This window comes from Methylobacterium sp. 1A (assembly GCF_058072805.1).
Map to the genome: position 1 here is coordinate 24,853 of NZ_JBYQVE010000002.1, position 15,518 is coordinate 40,370.

The window sequence follows — 15,518 nt, forward strand, 5'->3', positions numbered from 1 at the left end:
CCCGGGGCGGCACTGATCCGACCCGGTAGGTCTCATGGCGCGCCTTCCCGGCGACACGGCTCCCCTCCTCGCCCGGCTCTGGCGCACGTGGCTGTACCCGCACCGGGCCACCCTGGCGGTGGTGCTGGTGCTGATCGCCCTGGTCGGCGCCTCGACCGGGCTCTACCCGGCGCTGATCAAGGCCGCCTTCGACGCCTTCGACCGCAAGGACGCCGCCGCCATCGCGTACGGACCGCTGGTGGTGATCGTCGTCACGGCCACGCGCGGCTTCGCCCTCTACGGCCAGACGGTCCTGACCAACCGGGTGGTGACCCGGGTCGAGGCCGACATGCAGGCGGCGCTCTACGGGCATCTCATCGATTCGGATCTCGCCCAGCTCGGCCGCGAGAGCCCGGCGGCGCTCACCCAGCGCTTCACCACCGACTTCGCCTTCATCAAGGAGGCGCTGACCCGGATCTCGACGGTCCTGCTCCGCGACATCGCGATGCTGATCGGGCTCGTGGCGGCGCTGATCTGGATGGATCCGGTGCTGACCCTCGTGGCCGGCGTCACGGTCCCGTTCGTGGCGGGACCGATCGGGCGGATCGGCCGGAAGCTCCGGCGGGTCTCGACCTCGACCCAGGAGCAGATGGGCGCCACCGCCAGCCTGATCTCCGAGAGCCTGCAGGGGGCCCGGGTCGCCAAGGCCTACGCGATGGAGACATACCTCAAGGGTCGCGCCGCGGAGGCCCTCGACGAGGTGCGGCGCCTCAAGATGAAGGCCGCCAATGCCCGCGGCCGCCTCGACCCGCTGCTCGAGATCGGCGGCGGCATCGCGGTGGCGGGCGTCCTGGTGCTGGTCGGCCAGCGGGTCCTGGCCGGAGAGAAGACGGTCGGCGACTTCACCGGCTACGTGGCGGCCCTGCTCCTCGCCGCCCAGCCGGCCCGGGCGCTGGGCAACCTCAACGCCATCCTGCAGGAGGCCGCCGCCGCGCTGCGGCGATACTTCGACGTCATGGACGAGAGTGCCACGATCCGCGAGGCGCCGGAGGCCCGGCCGCTGGCGGTGACCGGCGGCGCGATCCGCTTCGCCGACGTCCGGTTCCGCTACCGGCCGGACGCGCCGGCGCTGGAGGGCATCGACCTCGCGGTCCCGGCCGGATCGGTGACGGCGCTCGTCGGGCGCTCGGGCTCGGGCAAGTCCTCGCTGCTCAACCTCGTTCCGCGCCTCTACGACGTCACCGGCGGCGCCGTGACCATCGACGGCCAGGATGTCCGGGACGTGACGCTGGCCTCCCTGCGCGCCGCGGTGGCGGTCGTCTCGCAGGAGGTCGTGCTGTTCGACGACACGGTCGCCGCCAATATCGGCTTCGGCCGGCCCGGGGCGACGCCCGCGGAGATCGAGGCGGCGGCCGAGGCCGCCGCGGCCCACACCTTCGTCTCGGCCCTCCCGGAAGGCTACGGGTTCCGGGTCGGCCCGGGCGGCGGCCGGCTCTCGGGCGGCGAGCGGCAGCGGGTGGCGCTGGCCCGCGCCTTTCTCAAGGACGCGCCGATCCTGCTCCTCGACGAGGCGACCTCGGCCCTCGATTCCGAATCGGAGCGGCTCGTCCAGGAGGCGCTGACCCGGCTGATGCGCGGCCGCACCACCCTGGTGATCGCCCACCGGCTCTCGACCGTCCGCGACGCCGATCAGATCGCCGTGATGGAGGCGGGCCGGGTGATCGAGACCGGGCGCCACGACGACCTGCTCGCCGCCGGCGGCGCCTACGCGCGCCTGCACCGTCTGCAGCTGTCGGAGCCCGCGACCGCCGAGTGACGCGCCGAGTGACTCGCCGAGTGACTCGCATATACGGCGACGCCGTCATGCGCCGGCTCCGTAGATTCGCGCGCCGGAGCGCGCCATAAGGGCCTCAGTCGATGAGGACCACACCGTGAGCGACCTGACGTTCGAGATCCAAAGTCATCCGGCCCCGCGGACCGCCGAGGAGCGGGCCGCGCTGATGGCGAATCCTGGCTTCGGCAAGGTGTTCACAGACCACATGGTGGTGGCGCGCTACACCGCCGGCCGCGGCTGGCACGACGCGCGGATCCAGGCGCGCGAGGCCATTCCCCTGGATCCCGCCGCCGCGGTGCTGCACTACGCGCAGGAGATCTTCGAGGGCCTGAAGGCCTACCGCACCGCGGACGGCGGCGCGGCCCTGTTCCGGCCGGAGGCCAACGCCCTGCGCTTCCGCCGCTCCGCCGAGCGGATGGCGATGGCGCCCTTCCCGGAGGACGCCTTCGTCGAGGCGATGCGCAGGCTCGTCGAGATCGACCGCGCCTGGATCCCCGACACGCCGGACGGCAGCCTCTACCTGCGCCCGTTCATGATCGCCAGCGAGGCCTTCCTCGGGGTCAAGCCGGCCTCGGAATACCTGTTCGTGACGATCGCCTCGGCCGTCGGCTCCTACTTCAAGGATCCGACCGGCACCGTGACGGTGTGGGTCTCGGAGCACTTCACCCGCGCGGCCCCGGGCGGCACGGGCGCGGCCAAGTGCGGCGGCAACTACGCGGCGAGCCTCGCGGCGCAGTCGGAGGCGGCGTCCCAGGGCTGCGAGCAGGTGGTGTTCCTCGACGCGGCCGAGCGCCGCTACGTCGAGGAGCTCGGCGGCATGAACGTCTTCTTCGTCTTCGAGGACGGCACGCTGGTGACGCCGCCGCTCTCGGACAGCATCCTGCCCGGCATCACCCGCGACTCGGTGATCACGCTGGCGCGGGAGGCGGGCCTGACCGTGAAGGAGGAGCCCTACACGATCGACGCGTGGCGCGCCGACGTGCGGGAGGGGCGCCTGACCGAGGCCTTCGCCTGCGGTACCGCCGCGGTGATCACGCCGATCGGCACCGTGAAGGGCCGGGAGGAGAGCTTCACCATCGGGAACGGCAAGGCCGGCCCCGTGGCCCAGCGGCTGCGGAGCCTGCTGGTGGACATCCAGCGGGGCAATTCCAATGACGCCCACGGCTGGTTCCAGAAGATCTTCTGAGAGCCGGCGTCCGCCCGCGGCCGTGTGGTCGGGGTCGGGACTGCCGGGTTCGCCGCGAGGACCGGGCAGGCGTCTGCCCGGTCCACGCCCTCGTCCCGAGGTCGCGGCGGGCGTTGCGGACGTTTCGGGCGGTCTTCAGCGGGGCGCGCGGTGACGGATACGGCTGCCGCGCGCGTGACGGACGCGTCGGTCCACTCTCCCGAGCCGCCCATCGGCCCCTGGAACCCGGGCGTCCGGTCCGATCTGCCGTCCGCCTTCCTGCCCCTCGTGACCGTCTACCGGCCGGAGCACGTCGAGACGCCGCTCCGCGACGCCCTGGACCTGAGCGATCTCTGCGGGCTGCCCGCCCGCCAGCTCACCCGGTTCCGGGCCGGGCGCCTCGTCGTCCACGAGGTCCTGATCCGGGTGATGTCGGATCTCTCCGTGCCGGTGGGCGAAGTCTACGCCGATCTCGGCGTGAACTTCCGCGCCATCGTCGCGACCATCCTGCGCGAGGGCATCGAGCCCCGCCTCGCCGAGGTCGAGTCCGCCCTCGACCGGATCCGCGCCGAGGCCGACGCGGTGCTCGCCCGCGAGATCGCCGCCATCCTGGAGGAGAGACCTCCCCCGCCGCCGCCAGAGCCGCGCTGGCTCGACCGCCTGCTCGGGCGCCGCCCGCCGACGGTCCAGGCGCCGCGCGAGGATCTCGCGACCCGGGCCCTGCGCCATCTCGAGAGCTGGCAGCGACGCGCCGCCGAAGCCGGCGACCCCCTGGAGATGGCCGCCTGCGAGGCCCTGCGCGCCGTGGTGTCGGGCCTCATCGCGCGGCAGAATGCGGTCATCCGCGACGCCGCGCTGCTGCGGACCATCGCGGGGACGCTGGTCTCGAACGGCTACGGCAGCCGGCGCGTCGGCGAGCAGATCGAGCCCTGGATCGACGCCGTCGTCGAGGCGCAGCGCTACCGGCGGCTGGCGCCGCAGGATCATCCGGTGGTGATGAACGTGAAGGGCGCCTCGGCGTCCGGAAAGAGCACGATCCGCCCCTACCAGCTCGGCCTCGCCAAGCGGCTGGGCATGGCGTGGTCGGACTTCGCGGTGATCACCCCCGACGTCTGGCGCAAGTACCTCCTCGACTACGACAGCCTGGGCGAAGCTTCGCGGTACGCCGGGACGCTGACCGGCTACGAGGTCGAGATCATCGACATGAAGCTCGACCGCTACGTCACCCGAAAGGCGGCGGAGCGGCGGATCTCGAACCTGCTGATCGACCGGTTCCGGTTCGACAGCTTCCAGGCCGACGCGGGCTCGGACGGCGGCGGCCAGTTGCTCACCCGGTTCGGCGACCGCGTCTACATGCAGTTCATGGTCACGCCTCCGGCCGACACCGTGGAGCGCGCCTGGAAGCGCGGCGAGCTGTTCGGCCGCTACAAGGCCGTCGAGGACCTCCTGGCCCACAACGTCGAGGCCTATACCGGCATGCCGCGCCTGTTCTTCAACTGGGCGCTCTCACGGGACAAGCAGGTGGTCTGCGAGTTCCTCGACAACAGCGTGCCGCTGGGCGAGCGCCCGCGCACCATCGCGTTCTGGGCGGACGGAACTCTCAACATCCTCGACGTGAAGGGGCTGATCGACATCGACCGCTTCCGCAAGGTCGACATCTTCGCCCACGGGCCCGACGCCGTGTTCGACGGCGCCGACCTCTCGGCCTCCGCCAACACCAGCTTCCTGCGCGAATGCCTGCGCCGGATGGCGGTCGTCCGCTTCGTTCAGGCCGAGACCGGCCGGGCCTTCATGCGTCTCGACCGCGGTCGGATCACGGCGCTGGATCCGGGAACCCTGGCGGCGGTGAAGTCGGGGCCCGACTGGGAAGCCGCCTGCGCCCTCATCGGCTTCCCGGCCGACCCGGCCTCGATCCCCGCCCTCGACGAGATTCTGAGCCCCGCGGAGGCACCGACGCTCGGTGCCTGGGGACCGATTCCTCCGGCCGGGCAAACGGAATAATATCGCCGTCCTGACACTTCACCCGGTCCGTCTCACCCTGGTATATTGCATACCTAGAACGGATGTGCATGATCGTCGGGGCACGAGAGACGCCGCCAGAGCAAGGCCGCGCCGCCCAAGAGAGAGGCTCAGGGATGGAACGCCAGGATTCGCCTTCGGCGAAATGGTGGCAGCTCGCCTTCGGCGTGATCTGCATGGCCATGATCGCCAACCTTCAATACGGTTGGACCCTGTTCGTGGACCCGATCGACCAGCGCTACCATTGGGGCCGCGCGGCGATCCAGCTCGCGTTCACGCTGTTCGTCGCCACGGAGACCTGGCTGGTGCCGGTCGAAGCGTGGTTCGTCGACCGCTACGGTCCGAAGATCGTCGTCGCCTTCGGCGGCGTGATGATCGCCCTCGCCTGGACCATCAACGCCTACGCCGACAGCCTGGCGATGCTCTATCTCGGCGCCGTCGTCGCCGGCATCGGTGCGGGCTCGGTCTACGGCACCTGCGTGGGCAACGCGCTCAAGTGGTTCCCTGATCGCCGCGGCCTCGCCGCCGGCGCCACCGCGGCCGGCTTCGGCGCGGGTGCCGCCATCACGGTGGTGCCGATCGCCCGCATGATCGCGTCGAGCGGCTACCAGGACGCGTTCCTGTACTTCGGCATCGGCCAGGGCGCCGTGGTGCTGGCCCTCGCCTTCCTGCTGCGCAAGCCGTCGACCAACACGCCGGTCCAGCGCAAGAAGACCCGCCTGCCGCAGACCAAGGTCGACCGCAGCCCCCGCGAGGCGGTGCGCACCCCGGTCTTCTGGGTGATGTACGTGATGTTCGTGATGGTCGCTTCCGGCGGCCTGATGGCGGCGGCGCAGATCGCCCCGATCGCCCACGACTTCCAGGTGGCCGGCGTGCCGGTGAGCCTGTTCGGCCTCCAGATGGCGGCGCTGACGCTGGCGATCTCGCTCGACCGGGTCTTCGACGGGTTCGGCCGGCCGTTCTTCGGCTACGTCTCCGACAACATCGGCCGCGAGAACACGATGTTCATCGCCTTCTCGACGGCGGCGCTGGCGGTGATCGTGCTGCTGACCTACGGTCACGTCCCGATGGTCTTCGTCCTGGCCACCGCGGTGTATTTCGGGGTCTTCGGCGAGATCTACTCGCTGTTTCCGGCGACCTGCGGCGACACGTTCGGCTCCAAGTACGCCGCCAGCAACGCCGGCCTGCTCTACACTGCCAAGGGCACCGCGGCCTTCCTCGTCCCCTTCGCCAGCATCCTGTCGGCGGCCTACGGCTGGTCGGCGGTGTTCACGCTGATCATCGTCCTCAACGTGACGGCGGCGGCGCTGGCGATGTTCGTCCTGCGCCCGATGCGGGCCCGCTACCTCGCCTCGGAGGATCAGCCCGCGGCGCTCGGCGCCCAGCCGATCCGGGCGGCCTGATAGGCCCCCGCCCCACGACGTCGCGAGAGCGACGCCCGACCTTCGCGGATCTCCCACCCTCCCCCTCCTCGGGAGTGCGGGGGATCCTCCAGCCAGCCGGCGCCGAGCGCCGCCCGTCCAAACCGATCTTCCGGGAGAAACCGTGATGACCGCAGTCGCCAAGATCGTCCACACCACCCCCGAGGTCGAGGCCGAGCCCGATCTGACCGACGGCTTCCACCTCGTCATCGACGCGCTCAAGCTGAACGGCATCGACACCATCTACGGTGTCCCGGGCATCCCGATCACCGATCTCGGGCGCATGGCCCAGGCCGAGGGGATGCGGGTCATCTCGTTCCGCCACGAGCAGCACGCCGGCAACGCCGCGGCGATCGCGGGCTTCCTCACCCAGAAGCCGGGCATCTGCCTCACCGTCTCGGCGCCGGGCTTCCTCAACGGCCTGACCGCCCTCGCCAACGCCACCACCAACTGCTTCCCGATGATCCTGATCTCGGGCTCCTCCGAGCGCGAGATCGTCGACCTGCAGCAGGGCGACTACGAGGAGATGGACCAGCTCGCCATCGCCAAGCCCCTGTGCAAGGCGGCCTTCCGGGTGCTGCACGCCGCCGATATCGGCATCGGCGTCGCCCGCGCCATTCGCGCGGCCTGCTCGGGCCGCCCGGGCGGCGTCTACCTCGACCTGCCCGCCAAGCTCTTCTCCCAGGTGATGGACGCTGAGGCCGGCCAGAAGTCTCTGGTCAAGGTGATCGATCCGGCGCCTGCCCAGCACCCCGCCCCCGAGGCGATCGCCCGGGCGCTCGAGGTCCTGAAATCCGCCAAGCGGCCGCTGATCGTGCTCGGCAAGGGCGCCGCCTACGCCCAGGCCGATGACGCCATCCGTGCCCTCGTGGAGACCAGCGGCATCCCCTACGTGCCGATGAGCATGGCCAAGGGCCTCCTGCCCGACACCCACCCGCTCTCGGCCGGCGCGGCGCGCTCGACGGCGCTGAAGGACTCGGACGTGGTGCTGCTGGTCGGCGCCCGGCTGAACTGGCTGCTGTCGCACGGCAAGGGCAAGAGCTGGGGCGAGCCGGGCTCGACCAAGTTCATCCAGATCGACATCGAGCCCCGCGAGATGGACTCGAACGTCGAGATCGTGGCGCCCGTCGTCGGCGACATCGCCTCCTGCGTGCAGGCGCTGCTCGACGGCATGGGCCAGGGCTGGCAGCAGCCCCCGTCCGACTGGATCGAGACGCTCAGGTCGAAGCGCGAGGCGAACGTCGCCAAGATGGCGCCGAAGCTCATGAGCAACGCCTCGCCCATGAACTTCCACGCCGCGCTCGGCGCGCTGCGCACCATCGTCAAGGAGCGGCCGGACGCGATCCTCGTCAACGAGGGCGCCAACACCCTCGACCTCGCCCGCGGCATCATCGACATGTACCAGCCGCGCAAGCGCCTGGACGTCGGCACCTGGGGCATCATGGGCATCGGCATGGGCTTCGCCGTCGCGGCCGCCGTCGAGACCGGCAAGCCGGTGCTCTGCGTCGAGGGTGACAGCGCCTTCGGCTTCTCCGGCATGGAGGTCGAGACGATCTGCCGGTACGGCCTGCCGGTCTGCATCGTGGTGTTCAACAACAACGGCATCTACCGCGGCACCGACACCGATCCGACCGGCCGCGACCCGGCCACCACCGTGTTCGTGCCGGATTCCCGCTACGACAAGATGATGGAGGCCTTCGGCGGCGTCGGCTACCACGTCACCACGCCGGACGAGCTGACCCGCGCGGTCAACGAGGCGATGAACTCGGGCCGCCCGGCCCTCGTCAACGCCGTCATCGACCCGGCGGCCGGCAGCGAGAGCGGCAACATCGGCAGCCTCAACCCGCAGAGCGGGATCAAGAAGAAGAAGTGAGGGCGAGACCCTCGCGAGATCTCTGATCCCACACCATCGAAGCCGGGCTCGCGTGTCGAGCCCGGCTCTTTGCCTTGACGAGAACGGCGTCGCGGATCCGCGCGGGACGGTGTTCCGCTGAAGCTCCCGGCCCCCGGGAGACCTTCCCCGCACCGTCATCGCGAGCGAAGCGAAGCGACCCGGGGCGGCGCGGTCCAGTTTCGCGCGGAGCGCGGGGATGGCTTCGCCGCGCCCGCAGTGACGGCGCCGGATCCGTCATCCGTTCGGTGACGGTGCATCCATGATCGACCCCGACCTCGCCGGCCGCCTGCACTTCCGCCACCGGCTCCCGACCGAGGAGCCCCTCGCCCCGGGCCGGCACGACCTCGGCCTCTTCGCCGAGCGCGACGCGGTGCTGGTGGTCCCGGAGGGCCTCGATCCGCGCCGGCCCTGCCCGCTCGTGGTGCTGTTCCACGGCGGCGGCGGCAGCGCCGAGCGCATCCTGCCGATGCTGGAGGCGCACGCCCGGACCGAGCGCTTCCTGCTCCTCGCGCCGCAATCCCTGTTCCCGACCTGGGACATCGTCATCGCCGGCCACGGGCCCGACCGGGAGCGCGTCGCGGCGGCGCTGGGTCACGTCGCCGACCGGTTCCTGCTCGATCCGCAGCGGCTCTGCTTCGCCGGCCATTCCGACGGCGGCAGCTACACGCTCTCGTCGGGGCTCGCGAACGGCGACGTGGCGAGCCACCTGATCGTCTCGTCGGCCGGGTTCCTGTCGGTGCACCTGCAGGTCGGCGCGCCGCGCATCTTCCTGTCACACGGGACCCAGGACGTGCAGATCCCGATCGACCGGAGCGCCCGGGTCCACGTGCCGGCCCTGCGCGAGGCCGGCTATCCCGTGACCTACTTCGAGTATGACGGACCGCACGCCCACCAGCCGGCCGTGGTGGCGCAGGCGGTCAGGTTCTTCCTGGCGGATCCGCCCGCCGGGCGCTGAGGTTCAGGCCAGGGCGGCCCGGGCCGGCGCGCGGGTGCGGATCGGCGCCTCGGGCGCGTCGGCCTCGGACAGGAGCGCCGGGATCAGGTCGGTCTGCGAGACGATTCCGACCAAGCGGCCGTCGTCGTCGACCACCGGCAGGTGGTGAAGCCCCGCCTCCGACATCCGCGGCACCAGGGCGGCCACGGGCGTGTCGGGACCGACCGGCTCGACCGCGCTCATGATGTCGGCCGCGCAGCCGTGGGGGGCGCGGCCGCGCTCGGCCGTGAGGCGCAGGCGGCGGCCGAGACCGAGGCGCGGCCCGCTCCGGTCCCAGGCGGCCTTGTCGAGCAGGTCGGTCTGCGTGACGATGCCGAGGACGCGCGCGCCCTCGTCGGTGACCGGAAGCGCCTTGATGCGGTGACGGCGCAGCAGCCGCATGGCCTCGGAGAGCGGCGCGTCCGGCGCCACCGCGATCACGTCGCGCGACATGATCGCCGCGCAGGTGATCGGGCCCGAACGGCGGCCGTAGACCCGCATCTGCACGCGCCGCAGGATCTGCTCCAGGTCGCCCCGATCGACGTCCAGGAGCTGGTCGAAATCCTCCAGCGCGGCGTCGAGGTCCGAGGCCCGGAAGCCGACCCGGGCGTCCGAGGGCGGATCCGCCGTCCGGGGCCCGGCCGGGCGCAGGTGCGGGTAGGCGCGCCCGGTGAGGTTGTTGAACAGCAGGGCGGTGGTCAGCAGCAGCAGCGAGTTGACCGCCACCGGCCACAGCACGAAGCCGTAGCCCAGCTCCCGGATCGCCGGGCCGCCGAGCACCGCCGTCAGCGCCACGGCCCCGCTCGGCGGGTGCAGGCAGCGCAGGGCCATCATCAGCGCGATCGCCACCCCGATGGCGCAGGACGCCGCCACGAACGGGTCGCCGATCCAGGCCGCCGCCGTGACACCGACGAGCGCCGCCACGATGTTGCCGCCGAGGATCGACCAGGGCTGCGCCAGAGGGCTCGCCGGCACCGCGAAGAGCAGCACCGCCGAGGCGCCCATCGGGGCGATCAGCACCGGCAGGGCCTCGGCCGGGACGGAGACCCGGCAGACGAAGCCGGTCGCCAGGATGCCCACGAGGGCACCGGCCGCCGAGCGCAGGCGCTCGCGCTTGCTGACCGGGGTCAGCTCCGGCAGGAAACGGCTGAGGAATGCGCGCATCGGATCCGGGGCTCGCACGTGAAAAGGACGGCGCCCCGGGGAGCGCCGTCCTGTCTCAGGGTCGCTGAAGTCGGGCGGTCCTTATCAGACCGCGCGGGCCTCGTGCATCGCCCGGATCTGCTCCTGGGTGTAACCCAGGTCTGCGAGCACCTCATCGGTGTGCTCGCCGAGCAGCGGCGACGCCTTCACCTCGACCTGCATGTCGGAGAACTTGATCGGGCTTCCGACGGTCAGGTACTTGCCGAGCTTCGGGTGCGCCACCTCGACGACGGTGCCGCTCTCGCGCAGGGACTTGTCCTCGGCGATCTCCTTCATCGACAGCACCGGCGCGCAGGGAATGTCGTAGGTGCGCAGGATGTCGACCGCCTCGAACTTGGTCTTGTCGGCGAGCCACTCCTCGATCGTCTTGAAGATGTCGAAGATCTTGTCCTGGCGGGCCCGCGGCGTGTTGTAGCCCGGATCGGTGATCCACTCCTCCTTGCCGAGCGCCTTGCAGATCGGCGCCCAGGCGTGGCCCTGGATCGTGAAGTAGATGTAGGCGTTCGGGTCGGTCTCCCAGCCCTTGCACTTCAGCACCCAGCCCGGCTGGCCGCCGCCGCCCGCGTTGCCGCCGCGCGGCACCACGTCGGAGAACTCGCCGTGGGGGTACTGCGGGTACTCCTCGAGGTAGCCGAGCGCGTCGAGGCGCTGCTGGTCGCGCAGCTTCACGCGGCAGAGGTTGATCACCGAGTCCTGCATCGACACGGCGACCTTCTGGCCCTTGCCGGTCTTGTTCTTCTGGTGGAGCGCCGTGAGGATGCCGATGGCGAGGTGCATGCCGGTGTTGGAGTCACCGAGCGCGGCGGCGCTGACGGTGGGCGGCCCGTCCCAGAAACCCGTGGTCGAGGCGGCACCGCCCGCGCACTGGGCGACGTTCTCGTAGACCTTCAGGTCCTCGTAGTGGTGGCCGTCCGAGAAGCCCTTCACCGAGGCGAGGATCATGCCCGGGTTCAGCTCCTGGATGCGGGCCCAGGAGAAGCCCATCCGGTCGAGGGCGCCGGGACCGAAATTCTCGACCATGACGTCGGAGTCCTGGATGAGCTTCTCGAGGACTTCCTTGCCGGCCTGGGTCTTGGTGTCGAGGGTGAGCGAGCGCTTGTTGGAGTTCAGCATCGTGAAGTAGAGCGCGTCCGCGTCCTCGACGTGGCGCAGCTGCGTGCGGGTCACATCGCCGGCGCCGGGGCGCTCGACCTTGATCACGTCGGCGCCGAACCAGGCGAGGAGCTGCGTGCAGGCCGGGCCGGCCTGGACGTGGGTGAAGTCGATGATCTTGATGCCTTCCAGCGGCTTGCTCATTGGGCGTTCTCCCTGTGCGGTTCGGTGATCGGGTCCTTCGGATGGTCCGGCGGGCTCAAGGCGCCCGACGGGCCGGATCCGAGGAAGCTTCGAGTTCGGCGACGCGCTGGCGCAGGCGCTTCTCCTCGGCCCAGCGCTCGGTCTCGTCGCGGATCACGGCGACGATCCCGGTCACCCGGTCGGAGGCGTCCCGCACCATCCCCACCGTGAAGGCGATGGAGAGCTGGCGGCCGTCCTTGTGGAGCGCCGGCACCCTCAGGGTCTCTGCCCCGTAGCGGGTGACGCCGGTACGCATGGTCTTGGCGTAGCCGTCCCAGTGGCGGCGTCGGTGCCGCTCGGGTGTGATCAGATCGAGGGTCTGGCCCAGAGCCTCGGCGGCGGTGAAGCCGAAGATGCGCTCCGCGGCCGGGTTCCAGACCGTGATGGCGCCGTCCGGATCGGACACCACCACCGCGTCGCCGATCGCCTCGGCCAGACCGTGGATTTCGAGGGAACCGGGCGCGGCCAGGGTCGGCCCGGTCGCCGTCATGGGCGCCACCCGGTCGGCAGCGCGGATGAGAGGTGGATCGCGGCAGTCCGGCGCCTTGTCATGGGGCGGCCCTTCCTGAACGTCACGCGCGGAAACGGCGGTAAAATTCCGGTCCCGCATCCTTGAAGGGCTGTCACCCGCCCTCTTCGGTTGGTATTTGGTATGCCAAATGGAGAATGGCGTCAACCGACGGGGTGACAGGTGGCACTTTTCTTCAAGCGACCGGTGGAGCTTTCCGGGCGAAGCCGTCTGCCGACGCGCGCCGCTCGATCGCCGCCGCGCGACGCGGCAAGGCGCTCATGTCCTTCTCAGATTTGCCGCTTTCGGCGAGCAGGACTCCGCCCGTCAGGCAGCTCGGACCGGCGGTTCGGCACACCGCCCGGGAGACCATTTCGGTGATCCGTTTCGAGAAAGTCAGCAAGGTCTACCGGACGGAAGGCCACCGGCGGACCATCCTGGAACAGGTGTCGTTCACCCTGAAGCCGGGCGTGTCCTACGGCATCCTCGGCATCAACGGCGCCGGAAAATCCACCACGATGCGGCTGATCGCCGGCACCGAGGACGCGACGCGCGGCCGGATCCACCGCGGCCTCAGGGTCTCGTGGCCCCTCGGCTTCGCCGGCGGCTTCCATCCCAAGATGACCGGGCGCGACAACGTCACCTTCGTGGCGCGCATCTACGGCGAGGACCCGCGCAAGGTGCTCGATTTCGTCGAGGATTTCTCGGAACTCGGAAGCTACCTCGACGTGCCGATCTACACGTACTCGTCGGGCATGGGCGCGCGGCTCGCCTTCGGCATGAGCATGGCGATCCCGTTCGACTGCTACCTGATCGACGAGATCACCTCGGTCGGCGACGCGCGGTTCTCGAAGCGCTGCGACGAGGTCTTCTCGCAGCGCCGGAAGAACGCCGACATCATCATGGTCTCGCACTCCATGGAGACCATCCGGCAGTGGTGCACGCAGGGGTTGGTCCTGCTGAACGGTCGCGCGATCATCTACGAGGACGTGAACGACGCCATCGAGGTGTACCGGCGCCTCAACGCCTGACCGCGCCGGCGGCGGCCGGACCGCGACGACATGCTTTTGCCGCCTCGCCGTGCGAGAGACGGTCGCGGCGCCGGGTGCGGCGCGCGCGGGATCCCGGTAACGGGTCGACCTTCGAGGCCGGGGAGGCCGGGAATCAGGCCATGAACATGGAGATCCGGAAGGCCGAGGGGCAGCCGGTCACGCCCGCGGACCGCCAGCAGGCGGTGAGCGAGTCGCTGCGGCAGATCGCGCGCATGTCGCGCTTCGCCGACCGCAAGAAGGGCATCCGGTCCTTTCAGGCCGACGCCAAGAACGATCCCTGGATCCCGATCCTGTTCGTCGTCTGCTTCCTGCTGCCGACGCTCGCCGGGGCGGCCTATTACGGCCTGATCGCCTCGGACCGCTACGTCAGCGAGGCGCGATTCGCGATCCGGCCGGCCATCGGCTCCGCCGAGAAGACGTCCTCGGAGACCGGCGGGACAAATTCCGGCACGGCGAACCAGATGGTGGCGCAGGACACGCTGATCACGCGCGAGTTCATCCTCAGCCGTCCGATGCTGGAGCTCCTCGAGGCGCAGCTTCCGCTGCGCCAGTGGTTCAGCAACGAGTCCATCGACTACTTCTCGCGGTTCGATCCGGAGAAGCCGATCGAGAAGTTTGTCCGCTACTGGAAGCGGCGCGTCGGCGTCGAGGTCGAGGCCGGATCCGGCATCTTGTCGGTGGAGGTCGAGGCCTTCGATCCCCAGGAATCCCTCGCCATCGCCAAGGCCATCATGAAGGAGGCCGAGCGCAAGGTGAACGACCTCAGCGTCAAGTCGCGCGAGGATGCCGTTGCCGAGAGCACGCGGGAGCTGCGGCTCGCCGAGGAGCGCATGACCAAGATCCGCCTCGCGACGCGCGACCTGCGCAACCGCGAGGGCGTGCTCGACGCGCAGAAGACGAACGACATCAACGTCAAGATGATCGCCGAGATGCGGGCCTCGCGGATCAACCTCGCGCTCCAGCTCGCGATCGGGCAGCGGGACCTCGGTCCCGACGCGCGCCGGATCATCGACATCAAGCAGCAGATGAAGGACCTCGACGACAACATCGCCCGGATCGAGCGGCAATCCGCCAGCCAGGATCCGGAGCAGAAGCGCCTGCTCTCCGACGCGCTGACCAAGTTCGAGGTCCTGGAGAACGACCGCAAGAACGCCGAGAAGTACTATCAGCAGGTGCTGACCGCCCACGAGCGCGCGCGCATCATCGCGGCCCGGCAGATCGAGTTCTTCAGCCCGATCGTCGAGCCGGTGAAGGCCGAATCCTCCACCGAACCGCGGCGGCTCTTGATGATCGCGTTGATCACCGCGGGCGCCGGCGTCCTGTTCGGCGCCGCGATGTTCGCCCGGAAGATGATGACCTGACGCGCGTCCCGCCGGGTTCGCCCGGGACGGACCGGTATCCTCAGCGGCCGGCCCCGGTGCCCCGGTCATCCGCCGCCGGGCCGATGGTGCCGCCGGTCCAGCCCTGGGCGCGCCAGCCCTCGGCGCGCTGGTCGAGATCGATCGACCCCGCCTGGTCGAGAATGGACAGGACGCGCTCGGCCCGGGACTCGTCGGCGCGCACCGTCACCAGGGTACCGCCGCGACGCACGCCCTCGGCGTAGGTCTCGGCCTCGTCGGCGCTGAGGCCCGCCGCGGTCAGACCGCCGATCAGGCCGCCGGCCGCGGCGCCCACGCCGGCGCCCGTCACGGTGGCGACGAGCCAGCCCGCCGCCGCCACCGGCCCGAGCCCCGGGATCGCCAGGAGGCCCAGCCCCGCGAGCAGGCCGGCGCCGCCGCCCAGGACCGTGCCGACCGTGGCTCCGGTGCCGGCGGAATCCGCCGCGTCCACCGGTCGGGGAACGGCGGTCCCGGGCGCCCGCGGCGGGACCGCGGGCTCGTTGCGATTCGCGATGATGCTGATGTCCGCGTGGGGGATGCCGGCGGCCTCCAGCCGGTCCACCGCCCCCGCGGCGGCGTCGTAATCGTCGAACAGGGCGGTCAGGGCGCGCAGGGCCATCGAGCTCTCCCGGTATGTCCGGGCCCGGGCCCGGAGACGTGGCGGCGGCGCGGGCGGCCCGGACGCGGGCGCGGTCGGATGCCGGATCGACGCTCTCGCCGACCGATCAAGCGATCGCGGCGGCCCGGGTTCCCGCG

12 protein-coding genes are annotated in these 15,518 nt (G+C 70.8%); 8 read left to right on the top strand and 4 right to left on the bottom strand.

Going from position 1 to position 15,518, the window contains the following annotated elements; translation table 11 throughout:
- Nucleotides 1-34: 34 nt before the first annotated feature.
- The 6 genes from ACX9MN_RS20115 (at nucleotide 35) to ACX9MN_RS20140 (ending at nucleotide 9,267) form a co-directional block, all read left to right on the top strand.
- Nucleotides 35-1,795, top strand: a complete 1,761-nt coding sequence (locus tag ACX9MN_RS20115; protein ID WP_489725248.1) for an ABC transporter ATP-binding protein — start codon at nucleotides 35-37, stop codon at nucleotides 1,793-1,795.
- A 115-nt stretch (nucleotides 1,796-1,910) separates the two neighbouring features.
- On the top strand, nucleotides 1,911-2,999 hold the full coding sequence (locus ACX9MN_RS20120) for a branched-chain amino acid aminotransferase (RefSeq protein WP_020092892.1): 1,089 nt from the start codon (nucleotides 1,911-1,913) through the stop codon (nucleotides 2,997-2,999).
- Nucleotides 3,000-3,173: 174 nt separating this feature from the next.
- Nucleotides 3,174-4,979, top strand: a complete 1,806-nt coding sequence (locus ACX9MN_RS20125) for a DEAD/DEAH box helicase family protein (RefSeq protein ID WP_489726340.1) — start codon at nucleotides 3,174-3,176, stop codon at nucleotides 4,977-4,979.
- A gap of 134 nt (nucleotides 4,980-5,113) precedes the next feature.
- Nucleotides 5,114-6,400 (top strand): oxalate/formate MFS antiporter, encoded by a 1,287-nt coding sequence (gene oxlT, locus ACX9MN_RS20130; protein ID WP_020092894.1) that lies wholly within the window; start codon nucleotides 5,114-5,116, stop codon nucleotides 6,398-6,400.
- A gap of 145 nt (nucleotides 6,401-6,545) precedes the next feature.
- Entirely contained in the window at nucleotides 6,546-8,291 is a 1,746-nt protein-coding gene (gene oxc / locus ACX9MN_RS20135; protein WP_489725249.1) for an oxalyl-CoA decarboxylase, read from the top strand.
- Nucleotides 8,292-8,571: 280 nt separating this feature from the next.
- On the top strand, nucleotides 8,572-9,267 hold the full coding sequence (locus ACX9MN_RS20140; protein WP_489725250.1) for an alpha/beta hydrolase: 696 nt from the start codon (nucleotides 8,572-8,574) through the stop codon (nucleotides 9,265-9,267).
- A 3-nt stretch (nucleotides 9,268-9,270) separates the two neighbouring features.
- Here the strand turns inward: ACX9MN_RS20140 and ACX9MN_RS20145 are convergent, their stop codons facing one another.
- The 3 genes from ACX9MN_RS20145 to ACX9MN_RS20155 all read right to left on the bottom strand — a co-directional run bounded on the left by ACX9MN_RS20145 (nucleotide 9,271) and on the right by ACX9MN_RS20155 (nucleotide 12,313).
- Nucleotides 9,271-10,449 (bottom strand): HPP family protein, encoded by a 1,179-nt coding sequence (locus ACX9MN_RS20145; RefSeq protein ID WP_489725251.1) that lies wholly within the window; start codon nucleotides 10,447-10,449, stop codon nucleotides 9,271-9,273.
- Between the two features lie 84 nt (nucleotides 10,450-10,533).
- On the bottom strand, nucleotides 10,534-11,784 hold the full coding sequence (gene frc, locus ACX9MN_RS20150; RefSeq protein ID WP_020092898.1) for a formyl-CoA transferase: 1,251 nt from the start codon (nucleotides 11,782-11,784) through the stop codon (nucleotides 10,534-10,536).
- Between the two features lie 55 nt (nucleotides 11,785-11,839).
- Entirely contained in the window at nucleotides 11,840-12,313 is a 474-nt protein-coding gene (locus ACX9MN_RS20155; protein ID WP_020092899.1) for a PAS domain-containing protein, read from the bottom strand.
- A 395-nt stretch (nucleotides 12,314-12,708) separates the two neighbouring features.
- Here ACX9MN_RS20155 and ACX9MN_RS20160 point away from each other — a divergent pair, with 395 nt between their 5' ends.
- Both ACX9MN_RS20160 and ACX9MN_RS20165 read left to right on the top strand, forming a co-directional pair.
- On the top strand, nucleotides 12,709-13,362 hold the full coding sequence (locus ACX9MN_RS20160; protein ID WP_012322467.1) for an ABC transporter ATP-binding protein: 654 nt from the start codon (nucleotides 12,709-12,711) through the stop codon (nucleotides 13,360-13,362).
- Nucleotides 13,363-13,502: 140 nt separating this feature from the next.
- Nucleotides 13,503-14,744, top strand: a complete 1,242-nt coding sequence (locus tag ACX9MN_RS20165) for a KpsE/RkpR family capsule polysaccharide export protein (RefSeq protein ID WP_091682051.1) — start codon at nucleotides 13,503-13,505, stop codon at nucleotides 14,742-14,744.
- 40 nt (nucleotides 14,745-14,784) lie between these two features.
- On the opposite strand, the gene ACX9MN_RS20170 is transcribed toward ACX9MN_RS20165, so the two are convergent.
- The gene (locus ACX9MN_RS20170) at nucleotides 14,785-15,381 is read right to left on the bottom strand and encodes a hypothetical protein (RefSeq protein WP_020092901.1); all 597 of its coding nucleotides are present in this window, start codon (nucleotides 15,379-15,381) and stop codon (nucleotides 14,785-14,787) included.
- Nucleotides 15,382-15,518: the final 137 nt, after the last annotated feature.